Consider the following 20,543-nt stretch of genomic DNA (forward strand, 5'->3'; position numbering starts at 1 on the left):
GCCATGGCCCTGACACCTGCCCAGAAGACCGCCCTCGAAGGCGTCTGCACCGCGACGCTGACCACGGTCCTGCTCAAGAAGGGCGTGCGCTTCTGCTACATCGCCGGGTCCCGGCCGATCGTGCCGGGCCAGGCGAAGCGCATCGTCGGCCCCGCCTTCACCCTGCGCTTCACCCCGACGCGCGAGGATCTAGCGACGGTCGATTCCTGGTCCTCCCCGCGCTCCACCCGCGCCGCCATCGAAGAGATGCCGGAGGGCTGCGTCGCCGTTGCTGACGCGATGGCCTCGACCGCCGCCGGCATCTTCGGCGACATCCTCTGCGCCCGCATGGCGAAGAAGGGCGTGGCCGGCCTCGTGACCGACGGCGTGCTGCGTGACGGCGCGGGCGTGATCGGCACCGGCCTGCCGGTGTTCTGCCAGGGCTATGTCGCGCCGGCCTCGGTCGCCGCGCTGAACTTCGTGGGCTGGCAGGAGACGATCGGCTGCGGCGGCGTCACCGTCATTCCGGGCGACATCATCGTGGCCGACATGGACGGCGCGGTGGTGATCCCGGCGGCGCTGCTGGACGCGGTGGTGGAAGCCGCGGTCGAGCAGGAGCGGCTGGAAGCCTGGATCATGACCGAGGTCGATCGCGGGGTGCCGCTGCCCGGCCTGTATCCGCCGAATGCGGAGACGAAGGCGCGGTACGAGGCGACGCGGAAGTAGGTTACTCGTCCCAGGGCGTGGGGGACGGAACCGGGAGGGGCGCCGCCCCTCCCGGACCCTCCCCGCCAAAGGCCGAAGGGCCTTTGGAAACCTCCATCGGGCGCCGGGCGTGGCAGGCGGGCTTCCAGCAACAGAACAGTTCTTGTGCTCGGTGGCTGGGGGCTTTTCCGGGCGCCGGGCAACGCCAGGTCAAGGTTTCCCCGCTCCGCCCGTCGGCCGCGCAAGCTGAGGCAGAGCCCCAACGGCAGCCTCAGGGTAAAGCCCTTCGGGCCTCAAGCTCCGGAGCGAGGCACAGCCCCGCTCCGGCACACGTCACGCCGCCGTACGGATCGCCGCCGCCTTCACATCGTCGCCAACCGCGCCGGCGAAGGTCGCGAAGTTCTTCTCGAACAGTCCGACGAGATTGGCGGCGGTCCGGTCGTAGGCCGTCTTGTCGGCCCAGGCTTCGCGCGGGTTCAGCACCTCGGCCGGGATGCCCGGCACGGCCTTCGGCATCATCAGCCCGAAGAAGGGGTCGCGGACGAATTCCACCTTCGCCAGCGAGCCATCGAGCGCAGCGCGCAGCAGCGCGCGCGTCACCTTGATCGACATGCGTGATCCGGTGCCGTAGGCGCCGCCCGACCAGCCGGTATTCACCAGCCAGCAATCCGCGCCGTGCTTCGCGATCAGGTCCTGCAGCATGCGGCCGTAGACTTCCGGATGCCGGGGCAGGAACGGCGCGCCGAAGCAGGTGGAGAAGGTCGCCTGCGGTTCCTTGCCCAGGCCCTTCTCCGTGCCGGCGACGCGCGCGGTGTAGCCGGACAGGAAGTGGTACATTGCCTGGGCGGCCGACAGCTTGCTGATCGGCGGCAGCACGCCGAAGGCGTCCGCGGTCAGCATCACCACGTTCTTCGGCAGGCCGGCCGTGCCGGTCTCCACGGTGTTCGGGATGTAATGGATCGGGTAGCAGGACCGGGTGTTCTCGGTCAGCGACCCGTCGTCGAGGTCGACGACGCCATCCGCATCGGCGACGACGTTCTCAAGGACCGTGCCGAAGCGGTGGGTCGCGGACCAGATCTGCGGCTCGGCATCCTGGGACAGCTTGATGACCTTGGCGTAGCAGCCGCCTTCGAAGTTGAAGACGCCGGTATCCGACCAGCCATGCTCGTCGTCGCCGATCAGCGCGCGGTCGGGGTCGGAGGACAGGGTCGTCTTGCCGGTGCCGGACAGGCCAAAGAACAGCGCGACATCCCGGTCGCGGCCGACATTGGCGCTGCAATGCATCGGCAGCACGCCGCCCGCGGGCAGCAGCCAGTTCATGACGGTGAAGATCGATTTCTTGATCTCGCCGGCATAGGACGTGCCGGCGATCAGGATCGTCTTCGTGGCGAGCGACAACGCGATGACGGTGCTGCTGCGGCAGCCGTCGATGGTGGCGTCGGCCTCGAATTCCGGGGCGTGCAGGATGGTCCAGTCAGGGGCGAAGCCGTTCAACGCATCCTTCGCAGGGCGGATGAACATGTTGCGCGCGAACAGCGCATGCCACGCATTGGTCGTGACCAGGCGCACGCGAATCTGGTGCGCAGTGTCGGCGCCGGCATGCAGGTCCTGGGTGAACAGTTCCGCCTTCTGGCCGAGATAGGCGCGCACCTTGGCGGCCAGTCCGGCGAACTTATCCGCGGGCAGCTTCTGATTGATCTTGCCCCACCAGACCGCCTCGGTCGTTTCGGGCTCATCGACCACGAACTTGTCCTGCACCGAGCGGCCGGTGTGCTGGCCGGTGACCGCGATGAAGGCGCCGTCCGCGGACAGCCGGCCCTCCCCGCGCCGAAGCGCCTGGGCGACCAGGACCGGAGCCGTCAGGTTTGCGTGAACCTCCCCGCTCGGGGAAACGCCGGTGCCGGCGAGGGCGGGGTTCTGGGAAGACATCGGGGGCCACTCTCCTGGGGTCACGTCGCGGTTCGGTGACAGAGCCGTTTCAGTGCCCCTGGCGGCAAAATTGCGGCGGAACACCGCCACTTCTCAGCCGCCCAGGCGCGCCCGCCCCTCCCGCGCCGCGCGGATCAGGGCCGCGCGAACACCGTCCGAATCGCTTACCTTCGCTAAGAACGCAAGACGAACCGTTTGGTTACTATCCGAGATGTCACAGCCATCGACGTCGACCCCGACCATGCGCCAGCCGCCGGAGCCCCCACCAAGCAGGCCCTGCGCGATCGCAGCCACCGCATCGGCGTGGTCGCGGTTCATGTGCTCGATGATGTGGGGCTCTGCGGCGAGGATGGCAGCGACCGCAACGGGATCCGGAGCAAGCTCGCTCGCTTTGATCCTCTCCGCCCGAGCGAACCCGCCAACATGCAGCGCGCCGCCGATTCGCACCCGCCAAAGGCTGAAATCGGCGAAATCGGCATAGAGTGCGGCATAGGGGTGACGCGCCAGCCACCGGGCCTTCAGCGCGGGCGCCTCCGAATCCGGCACCCGCTCGGCGAGGCCCGTGACGGTGACGCGCGGGGCCGTTTGGGGGTTCGGGCCGTCGGCGGGGCCGGTGAACAGCAGCGCGCAACGTGGCTCGGCCGCGAGCTGCCGCGTATGCGCCGACAGGCTGGACAGCCACAGCAGCGGCGACAGGTCGGGCGCCGGGGCCGGGGTAACGAGGCTGGCGAAGGGCTGCCCCTCGGCTGAGGAGGCGAGGGTCGCTTCCCGTCCGCCGCGGATCAGGGTGGTGGCCTCGCGAATGCCGTCCTGCGATGCCATGTCTTCCCCCGGCCCGTCTCGTGCCACAATCGGGCGCGAAACTGTCCCGACACCAGCCGCTGCGCAACCCGCGGGCCCGAACCGGGCTCGAGTACCGGAAAGACACATGGCCCAGACCATCGCCCTCGTGGATGACGACCGCAACATCCTGACCAGCGTGCAGATGACGCTGGAGGCGGAGGGCTATTCCGTCCGCACCTTCACCGATGGCGAGAGCGCGCTGCAGGGCCTGATGTCGAAGCCAGCCGACCTTGCCGTGCTCGACATCAAGATGCCGCGGATGGACGGCATGGAACTGCTCCAGCGCCTGCGCCAGCGCTCCAACATGCCGGTGGTCTTCCTCACCTCGAAGGATGAGGAAGTGGATGAGCTGATGGGCCTGCGGCTCGGTGCCGACGACTACATCACCAAGCCGTTCAGCCAGCGCCTGCTGCTGGAGCGCATCCGCGCCCTGCTGCGCCGCAACGAAGCATCGCGCGCCGAGGGCTCCGGCGCCCCGCCGGGCGGCGTCATCGCCCGCGGCGACCTGGTGCTGGATGAGACGAAGCACACCTGCGTCTGGCGCGGGAAGCAGGTGCAGCTGACGGTCACGGAATTCCTGCTGGTGAAGGCGCTCGCCGTGCGTCCCGGCATGGTGAAGAACCGCGACCAGCTTATCGATGCCGCCTATGGGGAGAACATTTATGTCGATGACCGCACCATCGACAGCCACGTGAAGCGCATTCGCAAGAAGTTCCGGCAGACGGATACGGAGTTCGACCAGATCGAGACGCTGTACGGCATCGGGTATCGCTACAAGGAGGCCTGAAACCCTGGCCGGGGCATTCGGTGATGGCAGGGCATAGCAGCCGGAATGCGGCATCGACCATGCTGCTCATCCTCGGCCTCCTGGTACCGACGGCGGCAAGCAGTGAGGTGCTCGACAAGTTCCCGTCGTTACCCGAGCTTTGGCTGGCCACGGGCATGGCGATGCTCATCGGCACGCTTCTCGCCTATGCCAGCCGCTGGACCTTGCTGGTGACGTGGCCGCTCAGCGTCTGGTGCATTGGCTTCGGCCTGTTGCAGGACTTCCACTCCCCGGAGATCGGGCGGGCCGTGCTTCGCGAGGGTGGCTGGTCCATTGCCGTGAACTGGCACCTGATCGCGTTTGCCAGTGCCGCATGGCCATTGCTTTTCCTGGTCCGGCGATGGAAGCCGCGGGAGCCTTCAGGCGCTATTCCTGCATGTATGCCGCCACCGCGTCATTGAGCGTTCTGCCCCAGGCCTTCGATGCGGCGTTCCTGACGAGCGCCGGGCGCCCAATCGAGCTAGGTTCTCCCCGTGCCTGACGACAGCGCCAGCCTGCCCCGCCCCGCCCCGCCGACCTCAAGCAAGGTCGAACGACGCCGCACGCGCCGCTTCTCCCCGCTCCTGCGCCGCATCCTGCTGGTCAACGCCGTGCCGCCGGCGCTCCTCGCAGCCTCGCTGCTTTACCTCGACCAGTACCAGAACGGCCTGCTGGCCGCGGAGGTCGAGGCGCTCCGCACCCAGGCGCGCATCTATGCCGGCGCCATCGCCGAAGCCGCCGTGCGCATCGAGGGCGACCGCGCCATCCTTGTGCCTGACCAGGCGCGCCCGCTGCTTCGCCGCCTCGTCGAACCCTCCCCCAATACCCAGGCGCGGCTGTTCGACAGCAGCGGCGTGATGGTCGCCGACAGCCGGGTACGCGAGGGACCCGGCGGCGCGGTGACCAGCGAACCGCTGCCGCCGCCCGAACCGCGGGGACCGCTGACTTCGACCGTCGCCAATGTCTATGACCGGCTGGTCTCGGTGCTGCCCGCGCCGCTGCGTGGCGGTGCGGGCGGCGATGGCGTCGCGGTCACGGTCGGGCCGGAGGCGCCGGATTTCGACTGGCAGCCCGATCTCGGCCCCGACCGGCGGGAAGAACTGCGCCTCGCCCTCGAAGGCGGCGTGCGCCCCTATATCCGCCGCACCGGCGACGGCCGCCTGCTCGTCTCGGTCGCCGAGCCTGCCCGGCGCGGGGGGCAGAGCGTCGGCATCGTGCTGCTGACGCGCGAGGCGCGCGAGGTGGACCAGCGGCTGTTCGAGATCCGTGCCTCCGTGCTGCTGCTGTTCGGCACGGCGCTGGTGCTGACGGTGATGCTGTCCTTCTATCTGGCGCGTACCATCGCGACGCCGATGCTGGACCTGGCGCGTTCCACCCAGCGCATCCGCGAAGGCGAAGGACGCGAGGAATCCGTTCCCGAACCCCTGCTCGCGCGCAACGACGAGATCGGCACCCTGGCGCGCGACCTCCAGAATTCCGCCCGCGCCCTGTGGGCGCGCATCGACGCCAACGAACGCTTCGCCGCCGACGTGGCGCATGAGCTCCGCAACCCCCTGACCTCCGTGCGCAGCGCGCTGGAGACGCTGCGCCGTGTCGAGAATCCGGACAGCCGCAACCGCCTGCTCGCGATCATCGCCGAGGATGCGGTGCGGATGGACCGGCTGATCGCCGACATCTCCGATTCCTCGCGCGTGGATGCCGAGCTGTCGCGCACCATATCCGCCCCCGTGGACATCGCGCCGATCCTGTCCGCACTGGCCGAACTGCATGAGGCGACGCGGGCGGAGGACGACGCGCCGTCCGTCTCGCTGGAGACGGAACCCGGCGCGCTCGTGGTGCGCGGGGTCGAGGGCCGCATCGTGCAGGTCTTCCGCAACCTGCTCGGCAATGCGCTGTCCTTCAGCCCACGCGGCGGCAAGGTGACGGTGAAGGCACGGCCGACAGGCGCGGTGGTAGAGGTCGCGATCGAGGACCAGGGCCCCGGCATCCCCGAGCAGAAGCTCGAGAGCATCTTCGAGCGCTTCTATTCCGAACGGCCCAGCGGCGAGCGCTTCGGCCAGCATTCCGGCCTCGGCCTGTCGATCAGCAAACAGATCATCGAGGGGCTGCGCGGCCGGATCTCGGCCGAGAACCGGCGGGACGCGGCGGGGAAGGTGCTCGGTGCGCGCTTCGTCGTACGGCTACCGGCGGCTTAAAGGCGGGCAGGCGCCGCAGCCCGGTGCCGGGTCACCGTGGCTGTGGCGGGCTACCCCTCCTCCGCCGACAGCTTCGCGACCGCGCTGCGGTAGGTTGCGTCGAACAGCGCGTCCAGCGCCGGGTTCACGCCCTTCAGCCCTGCCGCGACACGGCCGGCCCAGCCGACATATTCCAGGCGCCGCGCATGGATCCAGTTCGCCGGCGGGCTGTCCGCGATGGCGAGCAGGTTCGAGATCTTGTCGGCCAGTTTGAGCTGCTTTGCCCCGTCCGACTTCTTCGCCGCCTGGCTGACCTGCAAGGCCTTGCGCGTCTCCTTGGGCAGCATCGTGTCGTCTGTGGCCTCGGCGACAAGATCGGCGACCTCCACCCCGAAGGCGGCGACAAGATCGGCATGGGTGACGTCGGTGTCCTCCACCGTGTCGTGCAGTAGCGCCGCCAGGATCACCGGCAGCGGCGCACCATGCTCCGCGAGGATCGATGCCACCTCGATGACGTGGTTGACGTAGGGTTCGGCGGCCGAGCCCTTGCGCACCTGGCCGGCATGGGCGCGGGCGGCGAACAACGTGGCGCGAAGGATCTCGGCACCGGGGTCGGTACTGGGTTTCATGGCTGCTCCAATGGAACCGCGATGGCCGTTCGCGCAAGGGTGAAGGGAATAGCCATGGTGGACGAGCCTCGCCGGTTCCGCGGGCGCGCGGTGTTGGCCATGCCGTCGCTGAAGGATCTCTACTTGCTCGACGAGGCCGCGGCGATCAGGGCGGTCGCGGCGTGCGGTGACGGCTGAGCCGCGCCTCGGTCAGCGCCCCGCGCCCGCCCGGAAGCATGGATTCTGCCGGGCGAAGTCGCGCAGCGCCGGGGGAAGCGGGGCAATCCGGTCCCCGGCGGCCAGCCGCGCACGCCCTTCGCCCGACCAGCTCGCCGGCGCGATGTTCGGGTCGGCGAAGGACCCGCTGACCCGGACGGGGATATCGAGCGCGAAGAAATCCGTCGTCTCGCTCTGGCTGCCGATCACCAGGTCAAGAACCCGGCGGTTCAGGTCGAAGGTCGCAAGGCCGCTGATGGTGCCGGTGCCGGCGCGGATGCGCAGCGGCGCTGCCTCCCCCCGCCCATCGCGGATGTCGACGACGGCGAGCAGGCAGGTGAGCGGCGTCTGGCCACGGGCGGTGCGGAACAGCGCGCGCAGGTCGGTCGATGCCATCTCGATCACTTCCCGCGCGATCGAGCCGCTGCGCATCGACACCACGGCGGAGATGTGGGCCTGCCGGGTCGCCGCATTCATGGTGGCGCCCTCGGCGGCGACGGCGACGCGCGCTTCCATCGGGCCCTGCGCCGGCAGGGAACGGATGCCGAAGGCCTGGCGCAACGTGTCGAGATTGCCCTCCCGCAGGGCGACGTTCGCCGTCACCTTGCCGCCGCGCGGTGACGGTTCCAGCGCGCCGGTGGCTTCGAGCCGTGCGCCATAGGCGCGCATGGTGAGGGTTTCGGCCGCGATGCGGCCGGGCGCGGCAGTTGCGACGAGCCGTACCTCGGTGGCAGCGAGATCGGCGTAGGCGAATTCGCGCGCCGTCGCCCGGATGTTCAGCCGCGGGTCGGGTGCCGCTGCGAAGGTCAGCGGGATGTCGGCCTGGCCACGCCCGTCGCCGGGCTGCGCCGGCGGCGCGCCGAACAGGGCGTTGAGGTCGAGCCGGGTGAAGTCGATCTCGGCCGCCACCGCGTCCGGCTCGCCCGCCGGGCCTTCGACCAGTTCCAGCCGCGGGGCGGTGAAGGCGTCGTTGTCGATCTCGCCCCGTGCCGCGGTCAGGCGCCAGCGGTCGCCCTCGCGCCGGAAGGCGCCGGCCAGGCCGACCAGGAACGCAGGACCAGGGCCGGCGCCCGCCATGGTCAGGATGGCGCCGAGCGATCCGGCCTGCAGCGACAGCCGCCCCTCCAGCCGATCGAAGTTCAGCGGGTCGCGCGAGGTGCCGTCGAAGGCGAGCACCGTCTCCGGCGCGGTGGCGCGCAGCGGATAGGGGAAGGGCGCGGTCCCATCTCGGAGTTGGTCCGGCGTGCCGAGCGTGCCGGCTATGCTGACGGGAATCGACTGATAGGCGCCCTGGGCACGTAGTGTCAGCGGCTGGTCGCGCGCCGGGGCAACGAGGGTGACGGCGGTAAGCTCGGTGCGCAGCGGCGTTCCGCTGCTGGTGCGAAAGACGATATTGGCCCGGCTGAGACCAACGTCGAGGATCACCGGCAGGCCGCTGCGGTCGGGGGGCTCCGGTGAGAAGGGCGTCGAAGGACCGGCGGCATCGCCATGAAAACGCCAATTGCGCCGCTTCCGCGCATCGCGTTCCAGGAGGAGGTCGAACCCCTCGGCGCGTACCTGGCGCAACACCACCTGGCGACGCAACAGCGGCAGCAGGTCGAGCACGGCGGTCGCTGAGTCGAGGCGGGCCATCTGTGGCGCCGAGCCGCCCTCGATATTGGCGACGGCGAGGCCGCGCAGAGTGACGGTGGTGGCGAGGCCCGGGGAGATCGTCAGGCCTTCGATGGTGACCGCGCGACCGAGTTGGGCCGTGAGGCGCGCGGCGGCGTAGGGGGCGAGTTCAAGGCGCGGCAACGCGACGAACAGCGCCGCCACGGCAAGCACGGCGATCAGCGGCAGGGCCAGCACCGCACCCAGGATGCGCTTGCTGCGGCGGGTCATGTCGGGCGTCTCCCGGATTCCGGCCAACATAAGGGCGGGCGGCCACGCCGGGAAAGGCTACGACCGAGATCCCTGCCGACCTGAACGCAGCGTGCGGCCGCGGGTTGGATCCGCGGTTGCGCCTGCCCGTGCAAGACACGCCTGACTATCCCGATAGTTCCTCGGCCGGCGTTGCAGAAGCGTTGCCACGCCACGGCCAGGCCTGGTGCCGACGCTGGCTCCTGCGCACGTGGCGTGCGCCGTTCTGCTGCCCGCCTGTCGCGCCTGGCACCGACGGATTGCGGTCCAGGTGCTCCAAGCACCTGGCGGGGTGGTTCGGAGGGGCAGAGCCCCTCCGATCTCCGACGTCGGCCGCGTTGGCGCGGCCGACCCGGATCAGGTGTTCATCGCGTCGAAGAAGTCCTGGTTCGTCTTGCTGTACTTCAGCTTGTCGGTCAGGAACTCCATCGCGTCCTGCGTGCCCATCGGGTTCAGGATGCGGCGCAGCACCCACATCTTCGACAGCGTCGCGCGGTCGACCAGCAGCTCCTCCTTGCGGGTGCCCGACTTGGTGATGTCGATGGCCGGGAAGGTGCGCTTGTCGGACAGCTTGCGGTCGAGGACGATTTCCGAGTTACCGGTGCCCTTGAACTCTTCGAAGATGACTTCGTCCATGCGGCTGCCGGTGTCGATCAGCGCGGTCGCGATGATGGTCAGCGAGCCGCCTTCCTCGATGTTGCGTGCCGCGCCGAAGAAGCGCTTCGGGCGCTGCAGGGCGTTGGCGTCCACGCCGCCCGTCAGCACCTTGCCGGACGAGGGCACGACGGAGTTGTAGGCGCGGCCAAGGCGGGTGATCGAGTCGAGCAGGATGACGACATCCCGCTTGTGCTCGACGAGGCGCTTGGCCTTCTCCAGCACCATCTCCGTCACCTGGACGTGGCGCGTCGCCGGCTCGTCGAAGGTGGAGGCGACGACCTCCCCCTTCACCGTGCGGGCCATGTCCGTCACTTCCTCGGGCCGCTCGTCGATCAGCAGCACCATCAGGAAGACTTCGGGATTGTTGGCCGAGATCGACTTGGCGATGTTCTGCAGCATCACCGTCTTGCCGGTGCGCGGCGGAGCGACGATCAGCGCGCGCTGACCCATGCCGATCGGCGCGATCAGGTCGATGACGCGATGCGTGTTGTCCTTGGTCGGGCCCTTCCCGACGCTCTCGACCTCCGCATTTTCCATCTTCAGGCGGCGCTGCGGATACAGCGGCGTCAGGTTGTCGAAGTTGATGCGGTGCTTCAGCGCCTCGGGCGGCTCGAAGTTGATGCTGTTGACCTTCAGCATCGCGAAGTAGCGCTCGCCATCCTTGGGCGCGCGGATCTGCCCCTCCACCGTGTCGCCGGTGCGCAGCCCGAAGCGGCGCACCTGGGCGGGGGAGATGTAGATGTCGTCCGGCCCCGGCAGGAAGTTCGCCTGGGGCGAACGGAGATAGCCGAAGCCGTCCGGCAGGATCTCGAGCGTGCCTTCCCCGTAGATCGCCTGCTCGTTCTCGGCGAGCGTCTTGAGGATGCCGAACATCATGTCCTGCTTGCGCAGGGAGGAGGCATTCTCGACGCCCACCTCCTCGGCGAAGGCGAGAAGGTCGGCGGGGCTTTTGGCCTTGAGTTCGGAAAGATGCATGGGTGCTGGACGCTGTCCGTGCAGGGGATTGGCCGGGACGTTCCCAGAGGAGGGCAGCACGGGCGCGGAGGACCCGCGCCGTATGCGGCCTGCCCGCCCGCAACCGCGCCGTGGATGGCGCGACGGGCGAAGTCCCGGAAAAAGGAAGGAAGTTGGCGGCGCCTGGCGCGGAGCGCCCCGCACCGCTGGCGGGAAGCGGGCGAACCCTATGAAGGTCGGGGCCGCCCGTCAACGGGGATGTGCTGCGGGCCGATGCGATTTCAAGGCCGTGCCGACCCGGCACCGCCCATTCCGCCCCCCGCGTTCCCCCAGGGGGCGCCGGAAGCAGCGGCCCGACGCAGCCTAAAAGGGCTTCGCAATCACCATCACGACGATGAGGACCAGGGTCACGGTCGGCACCTCGTTCAGCAGGCGCCAGCTCCGCTCGCTGCGCGTGTTCTCGTCGCGATCGAAGCGCTTCCGGCCAGCCGAAAGGACATGGTGAAACGCCGTCATGGTGATCAGCCCGAGCATCTTGCCGTGCCACCACCCGGCCTTCCAGTCGACCACGCCCGGGGTCAGCACCAGCAGCACGCCGAAGGTCCAGGTCCAGATCATCGCCGGGTTCATGATGGCGCGCAGCAGGCGGCGTTCCATCACCTTGAACAGCTCGGATTGCGGCGAGCCGACCGGCACCTGGCAGTGATAGACGAACAGCCTCGGCAGATAGAACAGACCCGCCATCCAGGCAAAGGCGCCGATCAGATGCGCCGACTTGATCCAGAGATACCAGGGCGCGAGGGCGTCGATGGTCATGAGCGGAACTCCCGGCGGCCGGCGTGGTACGGAGCGCCGGCCAAGCGCCCGCCCATGCCATACCGGCCGGCGCGCCGGAAGGAGCGGCTACTGCCGCCCCAGTCCCAGCTCGCGCAGCAGCGTCCGGTTGGCTTCGCTCTCCGCCGCGAAGCGCTCGCGGAACTGCGCGCCCGGCAGGAAGCTCGGCACCGAGGCCAGACGCTGCGCCGTGGTGCGGAAGCCCTCGCTGTTCACGGCCGTCTGGCAGGCGCGCTCGATCGCCTGCGCCGCCGCCTCCGGGATGTCGGCCGGCGCGATCAGCCCGCCATGGGACGTGCCCTGCACGGGGAAGCCGAGCTCGGTTGTCGTCGGTACCTCCGGCAAATGCGGCAGGCGTTGCGCACCGACCACGGCGATCGCCGGGAGGCCGGTGGAAGCCACGATGGACGACGCCTCGACGAAAGCGTGGATCTGTCCGCCAAGCGCGGCTTGGCTCATCGGCCCGGCGCCGGTGAAGGAGACCATCAGGGCCTCGATCCCCGCCTGCCGCAGCACCGCGGCCATCAGGATGTGCTGCGTGCTGGCCGAGCCGGGTGCGCCATAGACCAACGCCTCCTTCCCCGACCGCCCATGGGCGATCAACCCACGAAAATCCTGGAACGGCGCGTTGCGGCCGAGAATCACGACCTGGGGGTTGTCATAGACGAGGCAGAGGAAGCGGAAGCTCTCCAGCGAATAGGTCAGCGGGATGGCGTGCGGCTGCGCGGTGATCGGGTTGTTCGGTGAAATGGCGATGGTGTAGCCATCGGGCCGCGCGCGGGCGAGTTCGGCCGAGCCGATCGTCCCGGCCGCGCCGCCGCGGTTCACCACGACGACCGTCTGGCCCAGGGCCCGTGCTAGCTCGGGCTGGATGGCGCGCGCCATGAGGTCGGTGTTGCCGCCGGGCGGGTACGCCGCGATCAGCGTGATCGGGCGCGACGGGAACGCTTCCTGCGCCGTCGCGGCGCAAGGCGCGACGGCGGCAAGCAGCAGGGCGAGCAGGCGCTTCATGTGCGATTTCCTCCCGGTTGATGCGCACAGAGTGGCCGGGATCGCGGCGCGGGGGAACCGGTCAGTTCCCAGCGGCCGCGCGATCCTTCGCGAGCTGCGCGAGAATGGCCGGCATGCGGTCCTGCGCCTGGTGCTGCAGCGTGTCGAACAGGCTGTTGCCGTGCGCGTCGATGCCGACGGTCAGCGGGCCAAGGCCGCGCACAGCGAGCCGCACCAGGCGGTAATGCGCGACGAGGTCGGGATAGGCGACCTCTCGCACCGCCTCGATCGCCGCGGAATGCAGCGGCGCGCCGCCGCCGAGGAAGGAGAGATAGACGCAGCCGACCTCCCGCATAGCCTCGACGCAGCCGGCATCGAGCCCGCCCTTCCCGCCGACCGCCGTCAGCCCGAAATGCCGGATCAGCGTTGGCATCAGCCGGTTGAAGCGCGTGCTGGTGGTGGGGTTCATGTAGAGGATCTCGAGCCCGCCATCAGTGGTGTCCTGCGAGTAGGAACCGAGATGCAGCAGCGACCCGCCATCAAGCGGGAAAGGCGGTGCGTGACCATCCTCCGCGCAGGCGACCAGGCGCTGAACGGTGGGAAGGCCGGCGGTGATGACGATCTCCCCATCCACCAAGATCATGTCGCCGGCGCGGAGGGAGCGGGCGTCCTCGCGGGACAGCGGCATGCGGAGGGTGCGGAACCCGGCGTGATCGGACGCGCTCATTCGAACCGCTCCACCGTGCCGTCATTGTGCAGCCGCGCGCGCGTGCGGCGATTGATCCAGCAATTGAAACAGACCGCGACGGGCGTGTAGCCGTGGCCCGAGGCGTAATCGACATGCACCGCCAGCGCCGTGGTGTCGCCACCCGTGCCCATGGGACCGAAGCCCGTGGCGTTCACCGCACGAAGCAGGCGTTCCTCCATCGCGGCCAGCGTCGGTTCGGGATTCACGCTGCCGACGCGCCGCATCGTCGCCTTGCTGGCGATGCGCGCCGCCACGTCGAAGGACCCGCCGATACCGACACCGATGATGACCGGCGGGCAATGCTGCGATCCCGCCTGCATCACCACCTTCATCACATAGGCCTCGATCTCGGCGAGGCTGGGGAAGGAAAAGGTTTCGAGCGCCGCCCAGCGGCCCGATCCCAGCGCCTTTGGTTGGCACAGGATCTCGACCCAATCTGCGCCGCCCGCGACGTCCCACGTCACCAGGGGCATGTCCTTGCCCTTGTAGCCGCGCTCATTCGTCAGCGGGTTCGTCACATGCTTCAGCAGCGGCGGGCTGATGCGCCCGACCAGCTCATCGAAGCCGTCCGAGATCGCGGCCTTGATGTCGCCATCCAGCCGCGCCGCGGTGCCGATGGTGACGTGATAGACCGGCACACCGGCATCGGAGCAGACGAAGCGGTCCTCATCCTCTGCCTTCTGCGCGCTGGTCAGCATCATGCGCAGCACCTTGCGCGCACCGTCCTGGCTTTCCGTGCCGATCGCGTGGCGCAGCCCGTCCTTCGTATCGGCCGGCACCGCGCGCAGCGACCAATCGTACAGATCTGCGGATAGCGCCTTCACCGCGTCATAGGTGATGGGCATGCCCTGGTGGTTCCTCGTCCCTGCGCGCAGGGTCTTGCCGCCGCCGCGCGCGCCCTTAAAGTCATATAACTGACCTAACGACACAAGAGGGAGGGCGCGCTCGCGCCGCAACGTCCATGATGAAGCTGCATTGGTCGCCACGTTCCCCCTTCGTGCGGAAGGTCATGGTCGCGGCGCATGAACTCGGCCTCGCCGACCGGATCCAGACCACGCGCACCCTGGTGGGCGCAGCGATCGTCGCGCCGCAGCTCCTGCCGGACAATCCGCTGAACAAGATCCCGACCCTGGTGCTGGAAGACGGGACGGTTCTCTACGACAGCTACGTCATCATCGAGTATCTCGACAGCCTGGCCGGCGGCAGGCTGATCCCGCGCGAAGGCCCGGCGCGCTTCACCGAACTGCGCCGCCACGCGCTCGGCAACGGCTTCCTAGACATGCTGATCCAGTACCGCATGGAGCGCGAACGCACGCCGCCGTCGCAACCGATGATGGATGCCTTCGCGAAGAAGTTCGACAGCACGCTGACCGCGATCGACCAGGAGATCGAGGCGATCAACGCGGACCCGCCCGGCATCGCGCAGATCTCGCTGGCGATCGCCGGCGACTACCTGGATTTCCGCTTCGCCGATCTTGGCTGGCGGGAACGCGCGCCGCGCTACAGCGCGTGGCAGGAACGGTTTCGCCAGCGTCCGTCGATGGTCGCGACCCCGGTGGTCGACGGCTGACCATGGCCGGACCGCTGTCGCATCTGCGCGTGCTTGATCTCGGCCGCATCATGGCGGCGCCGTGGGCGACGCAGATCCTGGCCGATCTCGGCGCCGAGGTGATCAAGGTGGAACGCCCCGGCGCCGGCGACGATACGCGTGGCTGGGGGCCGCCCTTCCTCAATGGCACGAAGGATGCGGGCTATTTCCTCGCGGTGAACCGCGGCAAGCGGTCCATCACGCTCGACATCACGAAGCCTGCCGGACAAGCCATCGCGAAGCGCCTGGCGCAGGATTGCGACATCGTCATCGAGAACTTCAAGGTCGGCGCCCTGAAGCGCTACGGTCTGGGTGCGGCGTCGCTGCGGGCGCTGAAGCCGTCGCTGATCTACTGCTCCGTCACCGGCTTCGGGCAGGACGGGCCCCGCGCCGAACAGGCCGCCTACGACTTCATGATCCAGGCGATGTGCGGGCTGATGAGCATCACCGGTGAGGCCGATGGCGCACCGCAGAAGGTCGGCGTGCCGATCATCGACCTGATGACGGGCATGTATGCCGCGACCGCGATCCTCGCTGCCGTCGCACGGCGCGCAGAGACGGGCGAGGGCGAGACGATCGACCTCGCCATGCTCGATGTCGGCACGGCCGTCTTGTCGAACCAGGCGATGAACCACCTGGTCGGCGGCCGCGTGCCGCACCGCGCCGGCAACCGCCATCCGAACATCCAGCCGCAGGACGTGTTCCCGGCGAGCGATGGCGAGATCGTCCTCGCTGTCGGCAATGACGGCCAGTTCGCCAAGCTGTGCGAGGCCATCGACCTCCCGGAACTGGCAGCCGACCCGCGCTTCATCCGCAACGCCGACCGCGTGCGGCACAATGGCGAGTTGACGCCGTTGCTCGCCGAACGCTTCAGCGACTTCACCCGCGCCGAGCTGACCGCGCGGCTTGACGCCGCCGGCGTGCCCTGCGGCCCGATCAACACCGTGCCCGACGTCTTCGCCGATCCGCAGGTGCTGCATCGCGGCCTGCTGCGGCACCTGCCGCATCCGGCGGGCGAGGTACCGATGGTCCGCTCGCCCATCCGCATGGACGGGATGCGGGAAGACGGGGTGCCGCCGCTGCTCGGTGCCGATACGGCCGCAGTGCTGAACGCGATCGGCATCGGCGCCACCGAACAGGCGGCGCTCGCTGCCGAGGGAATCATCTGACATGCCGCGCATCCCCCTTCCCGCGACGCGCGACGACCTGACCGACGACGCCCAGCGCGCGGTGTGGGACAGCGTCGTCTCCGGTCCGCGCGGCCAGGTCATCGGCCCGCTGCGCGCGGCGATCCATGCGCCGGACCTCGCCCGCGCCTGGTCCGCGCTGGGTGAATCGCTCCGCTTCGGCACCAGCCTCGGCAAGCGACGGGCGGAACTCGCCATCATCGTCACGGGGCGGCGCTGGTCGGCGCAGGTCGAATGGTTCGTCCACGCCCAGGCCGCCGCCGCTGCGGGGCTCGAACCCGCGATCATCGAGGCCATCCGCGACGGCCGCGCACCGCATTTCGATGATGCGGATGACGCGATGATCTACGACTACGCCCGCCTGCTGCTGCGCGACGGCACCGTGCCGGAAGCGCTGCACGCGCAGGTGACAAAGCGCTTCGGCGTTAAGGGCGTCGTCGAGCTCACCGCCCTCGTCGGCTACTATTCCATGGTGGCGATGACACTCAATGCGCACGAGATACCGCTGCCGGGCGACACGGCGCCGCCGCTGACGGCGCCGGCGGAGGGCCTGTTCGCCCAGCCGCCGCCCGACTAGCGAACCAAACAAACGGGAGGAAACAACGAATGATCACCAGAAGACTCGCAGTATCCGCGCTGGCACTGCCCGCGCTGATCGGCCGCGCGCAGGCGCAGGCCTTCCCCGACCAGCCGATCCGGCTGATCGTTCCCTTCGCGCCGGGCGGGCCGGCGGACCTCATAGCTCGCACCGTCGGGCGGTCGATGGGCGAGAAGCTCGGCAAGCCCGTGGTGGTCGAAGCACGCGCCGGCGCCGGCGGACTGATCGGCGTGGACTATGTCGCGAAGGCGCGGCCGGATGGGCACACGCTGGTGCTCGCCAGCAGCGGCGCCATGGCGGTGCTGCCGCATCTGCAGCCGAACATGCCCTTCGACCCGCGCACCGATCTCTCGCCGATCACCCAGGTGCTGGCGGTGCCTCAGATCGTCTCCAGCGCGCCGAACCTCGGGCCGAAGTCGCTCGCGGAACTGGTGGCGATGGCGAAGGCGCGGCCCGGCCAGCTCACCTATGGCTCCGCCGGCATCGGCTCCTCGCTGCATCTGGCGGGCGAGTTGCTCAAGCTGCGCGCCGGCATCGACATCGTCCATGTGCCGTTCCGCGGCGCGGCGCCGGCGGTGACGGAACTTCTCGCTGGCCGCATCCAGATCCTGCTCGCGGACGTGCCGGCGCTGATTTCCCATGTGCGGGGCGGCGCGGTGCCGGCGCTGGCGATCACCTCCCCGCAGCGCCTGTCCATCATGCCCGACGTGCCGACTGCCGAGGAAGCCGGCGTGCCCGGCCTGATCAGCGAGACCTGGTACGGTGTACTGGGACCCGCGGGCATCCCGGCGGATCGCCTAGCGATCCTCTCGGCGGCGACGAAGGCGGCGCTGGACGATCCGGAGACGCGCCGCGTGCTCTCCGAGCAGGGCGGCCGCATCGTTGCCAGCAACCCGGACGAGTTCGCGACCTTCATCCGTGCCGCCTACGACCAGTGGGGCGAGGTCGTTCGCGCCACCGGCATGCGACTGGAGTAGGCGATGGACAGGCGTACACTTCTCGCCGCCGCGGGGGTTCTCGCGGCGGGGCCGGCTTCGGCGCAGGCCTGGCGACCGCCGCGGCCGATGAAGATCATGGTGCCGCTCGCGCCCGGTGGCACTGCGGACACCATCGCACGCATCATCGCCGACCCGACGGCGGCGATCCTCGGCCAGCCTGTGCTAGTCGAGAACCGGCCGGGCGGCAGCGGGGCCGTCGCCGCCATCGCCGTTGCGCGCGGGCCGGCGGATGGGCTGACGCTGCTCTACTGCTCCCCGTCGATCCAGATCCTCAACCCGCTGATGATGCGCAACATCCCCTATGACGCGATGGCGGATTTCACGCCCGTCATCGCGCTGATGCGGGCGCCGAAGATCCTCGTGGTGCGGCCGGACTTCCCGGCGCGGAGCGTCGAGGACATCATCGCGCTGGCAAAGTCCCGTCCCGGCGGCCTCTCCTATGCCAGTGCCGGCATCGGCTCCTCGGCGCATCTCGCCGGCGCGCTGTTCGCGCAGCTTGCGGGGATCGAGCTGCTGCACATCCCGTATCGCGGGACCGCGCCGGGCGTGCAGGACCTGATGGGTGGGCGCGTGGACATGATCCTCGACACCGCCGCCGCGCTGCTGCCGCTGGTGCGGGAGGGGCGGCTGCGCGCGCTTGCCGTCAGCACGGCCGAGCCCGCGCGCGCCGCGCCTGAGTTGCCGCCGATCGCGCGCACGCTGCCAGGCTTCGACGATGCTTCCTTCAATTATTTGATCGCCCCCACGCGTACGCCGCCGGAGGCGATCGCCGCCATCAACGCCGCGATCAACGAGGTGCTCGCCCAGCCCGCCACGCGCGAGCGTTTCGAGGCGCTCGGCGCGGAACCCGTCGGCGGCACGCCCGAGCAACTCGCCGCCGCGGTGCAGTCGGAGATCGACCGCTGGCGTGCCGTCATCACTGCCCAGAGGATCACCATCGAATGAGAGTGTCGCGTCGCGCCCTGCTGGCTTCCCCTGTCGTTCTCGCCGCGCCGGCGCTGGCGCAGAGCTATCCGTCGCGACCGATCCGCCTGATCGTGCCCTTCGCCGCCGGCGGGTCGGCCGACGCCTCGGCCCGCATGCTGGCGGACCCGATGGGCACCGCGCTCGGTCAGCCGGTGGTCGTGGACAACCGCCCGGGCGGTGGCGCGACGGTCGGTGCGCAGGTGGTGGCGCGGGCGGCGCCGGATGGGCTGACGCTGCTCTACGGCACGCCGGGGCCGCAGATTATCAACCCGCATCTGATGCCGTCCCTGCCCTATGACCCCGTGCGCGACTTCGCGCCGGTATCGGGCTACAAGCGCGCCCCGAACCTGTTCGCGGTGAATGCGGCCTTGCCCGCGCAGGATGTCGCGGGGCTGATCGCGCTGGCGAAGGCACGGCCGGGGCAGCTCACCTTCGCCTCCTCGGGCATCGGTTCCTCCTCGCATCTCGCTGGCGAGATGCTGAAGTTCATGGCGCAGATCGACATCACCCATGTGCCGTACCGCGGCACCGGGCCGGCAACCACGGATCTGATCGCGGGCACGGTCAGCATGGCGCTCGACACGCTGTCCATCCTGCTCCCGCCGGCCCGCGCCGGGTCGCTGCGCGCCTTGGCGGTGACGACGCCGCGGCGGTCGCCGCTCGCGCCGGATCTGCCGGCGCTGGCGGAAACGCTGCCGGGCTTCGACGCGGCGCCGTTCAACTACATCAGCGCGCCGGCCGGCACGCCGGCGCCGATCATCGCGCGGCTGAACGGCGTGATCGTCACCATCCTGAACGACCAGGCCTATCGCGCGCGGATGGAGGCGCTGGGCGAGGAGGCGACGCCGTCGACGCCCGAGGAACTCGCCGCGACCATCGCCGCCGAATCCGCGCGCTGGGAGCAGGTCATCAAGGCCGCCGGGATCCGCATGGAATGACCGAATCGATCCTGCTGCTCTCCGCCATCCCGGCCGATCTGCGCGCGGCGCTCGCGGAACGCTTCACCCTGGTCGAGGACAAACCGGATGCGGCGCCGAACGGCATCCGCATCGCCGTGACGATGGCGCTGGCCGGCGCGCGGGAGGAACACTTCGCGCGGCTACCCGAGCTGCGCCTCCTCGTCAGCCAGGGCGCCGGCCTTGAGCGTGTGGACCTGCCCGCCGCAGCAAGGCGCGGCATCTCGGTGGCCTACACGCCGGACGTGATGACCGAGGATGTGGCGGATGCCGCGATCGGGCTGATGTACGCCGCGGCGCGGCGCGTCGCGGAGGCCGACCGCTTCGTGCGCTCGGGCCGCTGGGCCAAGGAACGCATGGGTCTCGGCCTCAGCCTGCATCGCAAGGCCGCGGGCATCGTCGGCCTCGGCAAGATCGGCCAGGCCATCGCGCGGCGCTGTGCCGGGCTTGGCATGGAGGTCGCCTGGACGGGGCCGCGCGCGAAGCCGGACCAGCCCTATCCCTTCGTGCCGGACATCCGCGCGCTGGCCGGGCGGTCGGACGTGCTGATCCTCGCCACGCCGGGCGGCGGCGATACCGACCGCATCGTCGATGCGGCGGTGCTCGCCGCACTCGGACCGAACGGTGTGCTGGTGAACATCGCACGCGGGTCGGTGGTGGATGAAGCGGCGCTGCTGGACGCGTTGGAACGCCGCGCCATCGCCGCGGCGGGGCTGGACGTCTTCGCGAAGGAGCCGGGCCTCGATCCGCGCTTCCTTGCCCTCGACAACGTCGTGCTGGCGCCGCATTCGGCCTCGCTGACCATCGAGACGCGGCAGGCGCTGATCGCGCGCATCCTGTCGGACATCGACGCCTTCCGCACCGGCCGCCCGTTCCTGGACGCAGCCGCGGGCGCCGTGTAGCGAGCGC

21 protein-coding genes are annotated in these 20,543 nt (G+C 69.7%); 12 read left to right on the forward strand and 9 right to left on the reverse strand.

Translation table 11 applies throughout. The features are described from left to right. Positions 1 to 3: 3 nt before the first annotated feature. Entirely contained in the window at positions 4 to 705 is a 702-nt protein-coding gene (locus tag GXW78_RS05885; RefSeq protein WP_211866925.1) for a ribonuclease activity regulator RraA, read from the forward strand. Between the two features lie 312 nt (positions 706 to 1,017). Here GXW78_RS05885 and GXW78_RS05890 read toward each other — a convergent pair whose 3' ends face one another. Continuing rightward, positions 1,018 to 2,613: a phosphoenolpyruvate carboxykinase gene (locus GXW78_RS05890; protein WP_211866926.1), complete on the reverse strand. Its 1,596-nt coding sequence runs from the start codon at positions 2,611 to 2,613 to the stop codon at positions 1,018 to 1,020. A gap of 93 nt (positions 2,614 to 2,706) precedes the next feature. Beyond that, on the reverse strand, positions 2,707 to 3,435 hold the full coding sequence (locus GXW78_RS05895) for a HugZ family pyridoxamine 5'-phosphate oxidase (RefSeq protein WP_211866927.1): 729 nt from the start codon (positions 3,433 to 3,435) through the stop codon (positions 2,707 to 2,709). 106 nt (positions 3,436 to 3,541) lie between these two features. Between GXW78_RS05895 and GXW78_RS05900 the strand changes: the two genes are divergently transcribed. The 3 genes from GXW78_RS05900 to GXW78_RS05910 all read left to right on the forward strand — a co-directional run bounded on the left by GXW78_RS05900 (position 3,542) and on the right by GXW78_RS05910 (position 6,456). Further along, the gene (locus GXW78_RS05900; RefSeq protein WP_211866928.1) at positions 3,542 to 4,243 is read left to right on the forward strand and encodes a response regulator transcription factor; all 702 of its coding nucleotides are present in this window, start codon (positions 3,542 to 3,544) and stop codon (positions 4,241 to 4,243) included. Between the two features lie 59 nt (positions 4,244 to 4,302). Next, positions 4,303 to 4,683, forward strand: coding sequence for a hypothetical protein (locus GXW78_RS05905; protein ID WP_211866929.1), 381 nt, complete (start codon positions 4,303 to 4,305; stop codon positions 4,681 to 4,683). 72 nt (positions 4,684 to 4,755) lie between these two features. Continuing rightward, positions 4,756 to 6,456, forward strand: coding sequence for a stimulus-sensing domain-containing protein (locus tag GXW78_RS05910; protein WP_408904167.1), 1,701 nt, complete (start codon positions 4,756 to 4,758; stop codon positions 6,454 to 6,456). A 50-nt stretch (positions 6,457 to 6,506) separates the two neighbouring features. Here GXW78_RS05910 and GXW78_RS05915 read toward each other — a convergent pair whose 3' ends face one another. After that, positions 6,507 to 7,064, reverse strand: a complete 558-nt coding sequence (locus GXW78_RS05915; RefSeq protein ID WP_211866930.1) for an HD domain-containing protein — start codon at positions 7,062 to 7,064, stop codon at positions 6,507 to 6,509. Between the two features lie 54 nt (positions 7,065 to 7,118). Between GXW78_RS05915 and GXW78_RS28215 the strand changes: the two genes are divergently transcribed. Beyond that, positions 7,119 to 7,241 (forward strand): hypothetical protein, encoded by a 123-nt coding sequence (locus tag GXW78_RS28215; RefSeq protein ID WP_272876795.1) that lies wholly within the window; start codon positions 7,119 to 7,121, stop codon positions 7,239 to 7,241. Between the two features lie 12 nt (positions 7,242 to 7,253). On the opposite strand, the gene GXW78_RS05920 is transcribed toward GXW78_RS28215, so the two are convergent. The 6 genes from GXW78_RS05920 to GXW78_RS05945 all read right to left on the reverse strand — a co-directional run bounded on the left by GXW78_RS05920 (position 7,254) and on the right by GXW78_RS05945 (position 14,186). Further along, positions 7,254 to 9,140 carry an AsmA family protein gene (locus tag GXW78_RS05920; protein WP_211866932.1) on the reverse strand — a complete coding sequence of 629 codons (1,887 nt, stop codon included), beginning with the start codon at positions 9,138 to 9,140 and terminating at the stop codon, positions 7,254 to 7,256. 375 nt (positions 9,141 to 9,515) lie between these two features. Then, positions 9,516 to 10,790, reverse strand: a complete 1,275-nt coding sequence (gene rho / locus GXW78_RS05925; protein WP_211866934.1) for a transcription termination factor Rho — start codon at positions 10,788 to 10,790, stop codon at positions 9,516 to 9,518. A gap of 342 nt (positions 10,791 to 11,132) precedes the next feature. Next, positions 11,133 to 11,585, reverse strand: coding sequence for a protoporphyrinogen oxidase HemJ (hemJ, locus tag GXW78_RS05930; protein WP_211866936.1), 453 nt, complete (start codon positions 11,583 to 11,585; stop codon positions 11,133 to 11,135). Between the two features lie 87 nt (positions 11,586 to 11,672). Further along, positions 11,673 to 12,614, reverse strand: coding sequence for a tripartite tricarboxylate transporter substrate binding protein (locus tag GXW78_RS05935; RefSeq protein ID WP_211866938.1), 942 nt, complete (start codon positions 12,612 to 12,614; stop codon positions 11,673 to 11,675). Positions 12,615 to 12,675: 61 nt separating this feature from the next. Further along, positions 12,676 to 13,320 carry a fumarate hydratase C-terminal domain-containing protein gene (locus GXW78_RS05940; RefSeq protein ID WP_211866940.1) on the reverse strand — a complete coding sequence of 215 codons (645 nt, stop codon included), beginning with the start codon at positions 13,318 to 13,320 and terminating at the stop codon, positions 12,676 to 12,678. Continuing rightward, complete coding sequence (locus GXW78_RS05945) at positions 13,317 to 14,186, reverse strand: fumarate hydratase (protein ID WP_211866943.1); 870 nt, start codon at positions 14,184 to 14,186, stop codon at positions 13,317 to 13,319. The genes GXW78_RS05940 and GXW78_RS05945 overlap by 4 nt, the downstream gene beginning before the upstream one ends. A 116-nt stretch (positions 14,187 to 14,302) precedes the next feature. Here GXW78_RS05945 and GXW78_RS05950 point away from each other — a divergent pair, with 116 nt between their 5' ends. The 7 genes from GXW78_RS05950 to GXW78_RS05980 are packed head-to-tail and all read left to right on the forward strand — an operon-like array spanning position 14,303 to position 20,536. Next, a complete protein-coding gene (locus tag GXW78_RS05950; protein ID WP_211866944.1) occupies positions 14,303 to 14,911 on the forward strand; it encodes a glutathione S-transferase family protein in 609 nt (202 codons plus the stop codon). A gap of 2 nt (positions 14,912 to 14,913) precedes the next feature. Further along, complete coding sequence (locus tag GXW78_RS05955) at positions 14,914 to 16,098, forward strand: CaiB/BaiF CoA transferase family protein (protein ID WP_211866946.1); 1,185 nt, start codon at positions 14,914 to 14,916, stop codon at positions 16,096 to 16,098. A 1-nt stretch (position 16,099) separates the two neighbouring features. After that, on the forward strand, positions 16,100 to 16,693 hold the full coding sequence (locus tag GXW78_RS05960) for a carboxymuconolactone decarboxylase family protein (RefSeq protein WP_211866948.1): 594 nt from the start codon (positions 16,100 to 16,102) through the stop codon (positions 16,691 to 16,693). Between the two features lie 29 nt (positions 16,694 to 16,722). Then, positions 16,723 to 17,691: a Bug family tripartite tricarboxylate transporter substrate binding protein gene (locus tag GXW78_RS05965; RefSeq protein WP_211866949.1), complete on the forward strand. Its 969-nt coding sequence runs from the start codon at positions 16,723 to 16,725 to the stop codon at positions 17,689 to 17,691. Between the two features lie 3 nt (positions 17,692 to 17,694). Then, positions 17,695 to 18,657, forward strand: coding sequence for a tripartite tricarboxylate transporter substrate-binding protein (locus GXW78_RS05970; RefSeq protein WP_211866951.1), 963 nt, complete (start codon positions 17,695 to 17,697; stop codon positions 18,655 to 18,657). Next, on the forward strand, positions 18,654 to 19,616 hold the full coding sequence (locus GXW78_RS05975) for a Bug family tripartite tricarboxylate transporter substrate binding protein (protein ID WP_211866954.1): 963 nt from the start codon (positions 18,654 to 18,656) through the stop codon (positions 19,614 to 19,616). Before GXW78_RS05970 ends, GXW78_RS05975 begins: the two co-directional genes overlap by 4 nt. Further along, entirely contained in the window at positions 19,613 to 20,536 is a 924-nt protein-coding gene (locus tag GXW78_RS05980) for a 2-hydroxyacid dehydrogenase (RefSeq protein ID WP_211866956.1), read from the forward strand. Before GXW78_RS05975 ends, GXW78_RS05980 begins: the two co-directional genes overlap by 4 nt. The last annotated feature ends 7 nt before the right edge of the window (positions 20,537 to 20,543 follow it).

The sequence above is a fragment of the Neoroseomonas terrae genome, assembly GCF_018129025.1.
Classification (GTDB): Bacteria; Pseudomonadota; Alphaproteobacteria; order Acetobacterales; family Acetobacteraceae; genus Neoroseomonas; species Neoroseomonas terrae.

Bases quoted from the DNA above. Each gene is read 5' to 3' on its own strand.
- GXW78_RS05885 (WP_211866925.1), top strand. From the start codon at position 4: ATGGCCCTGACACCTGCCCAGAAGACCGCCCTCGAAGGCGTCTGCACC.
- GXW78_RS05890 (WP_211866926.1), bottom strand. From the start codon at position 2,613: ATGTCTTCCCAGAACCCCGCCCTCGCCGGCACCGGCGTTTCCCCGAGC.
- GXW78_RS05895 (WP_211866927.1), bottom strand. From the start codon at position 3,435: ATGGCATCGCAGGACGGCATTCGCGAGGCCACCACCCTGATCCGCGGC.
- GXW78_RS05900 (WP_211866928.1), top strand. From the start codon at position 3,542: ATGGCCCAGACCATCGCCCTCGTGGATGACGACCGCAACATCCTGACC.
- GXW78_RS05905 (WP_211866929.1), top strand. From the start codon at position 4,303: ATGCTGCTCATCCTCGGCCTCCTGGTACCGACGGCGGCAAGCAGTGAG.
- GXW78_RS05915 (WP_211866930.1), bottom strand. From the start codon at position 7,064: ATGAAACCCAGTACCGACCCCGGTGCCGAGATCCTTCGCGCCACGTTG.
- GXW78_RS28215 (WP_272876795.1), top strand. From the start codon at position 7,119: ATGGTGGACGAGCCTCGCCGGTTCCGCGGGCGCGCGGTGTTGGCCATG.
- GXW78_RS05920 (WP_211866932.1), bottom strand. From the start codon at position 9,140: ATGACCCGCCGCAGCAAGCGCATCCTGGGTGCGGTGCTGGCCCTGCCG.
- rho (WP_211866934.1), bottom strand. From the start codon at position 10,790: ATGCATCTTTCCGAACTCAAGGCCAAAAGCCCCGCCGACCTTCTCGCC.
- hemJ (WP_211866936.1), bottom strand. From the start codon at position 11,585: ATGACCATCGACGCCCTCGCGCCCTGGTATCTCTGGATCAAGTCGGCG.
- GXW78_RS05935 (WP_211866938.1), bottom strand. From the start codon at position 12,614: ATGAAGCGCCTGCTCGCCCTGCTGCTTGCCGCCGTCGCGCCTTGCGCC.
- GXW78_RS05940 (WP_211866940.1), bottom strand. From the start codon at position 13,320: ATGAGCGCGTCCGATCACGCCGGGTTCCGCACCCTCCGCATGCCGCTG.
- GXW78_RS05945 (WP_211866943.1), bottom strand. From the start codon at position 14,186: ATGCCCATCACCTATGACGCGGTGAAGGCGCTATCCGCAGATCTGTAC.
- GXW78_RS05950 (WP_211866944.1), top strand. From the start codon at position 14,303: ATGATGAAGCTGCATTGGTCGCCACGTTCCCCCTTCGTGCGGAAGGTC.
- GXW78_RS05955 (WP_211866946.1), top strand. From the start codon at position 14,914: ATGGCCGGACCGCTGTCGCATCTGCGCGTGCTTGATCTCGGCCGCATC.
- GXW78_RS05960 (WP_211866948.1), top strand. From the start codon at position 16,100: ATGCCGCGCATCCCCCTTCCCGCGACGCGCGACGACCTGACCGACGAC.
- GXW78_RS05965 (WP_211866949.1), top strand. From the start codon at position 16,723: ATGATCACCAGAAGACTCGCAGTATCCGCGCTGGCACTGCCCGCGCTG.
- GXW78_RS05970 (WP_211866951.1), top strand. From the start codon at position 17,695: ATGGACAGGCGTACACTTCTCGCCGCCGCGGGGGTTCTCGCGGCGGGG.
- GXW78_RS05975 (WP_211866954.1), top strand. From the start codon at position 18,654: ATGAGAGTGTCGCGTCGCGCCCTGCTGGCTTCCCCTGTCGTTCTCGCC.
- GXW78_RS05980 (WP_211866956.1), top strand. From the start codon at position 19,613: ATGACCGAATCGATCCTGCTGCTCTCCGCCATCCCGGCCGATCTGCGC.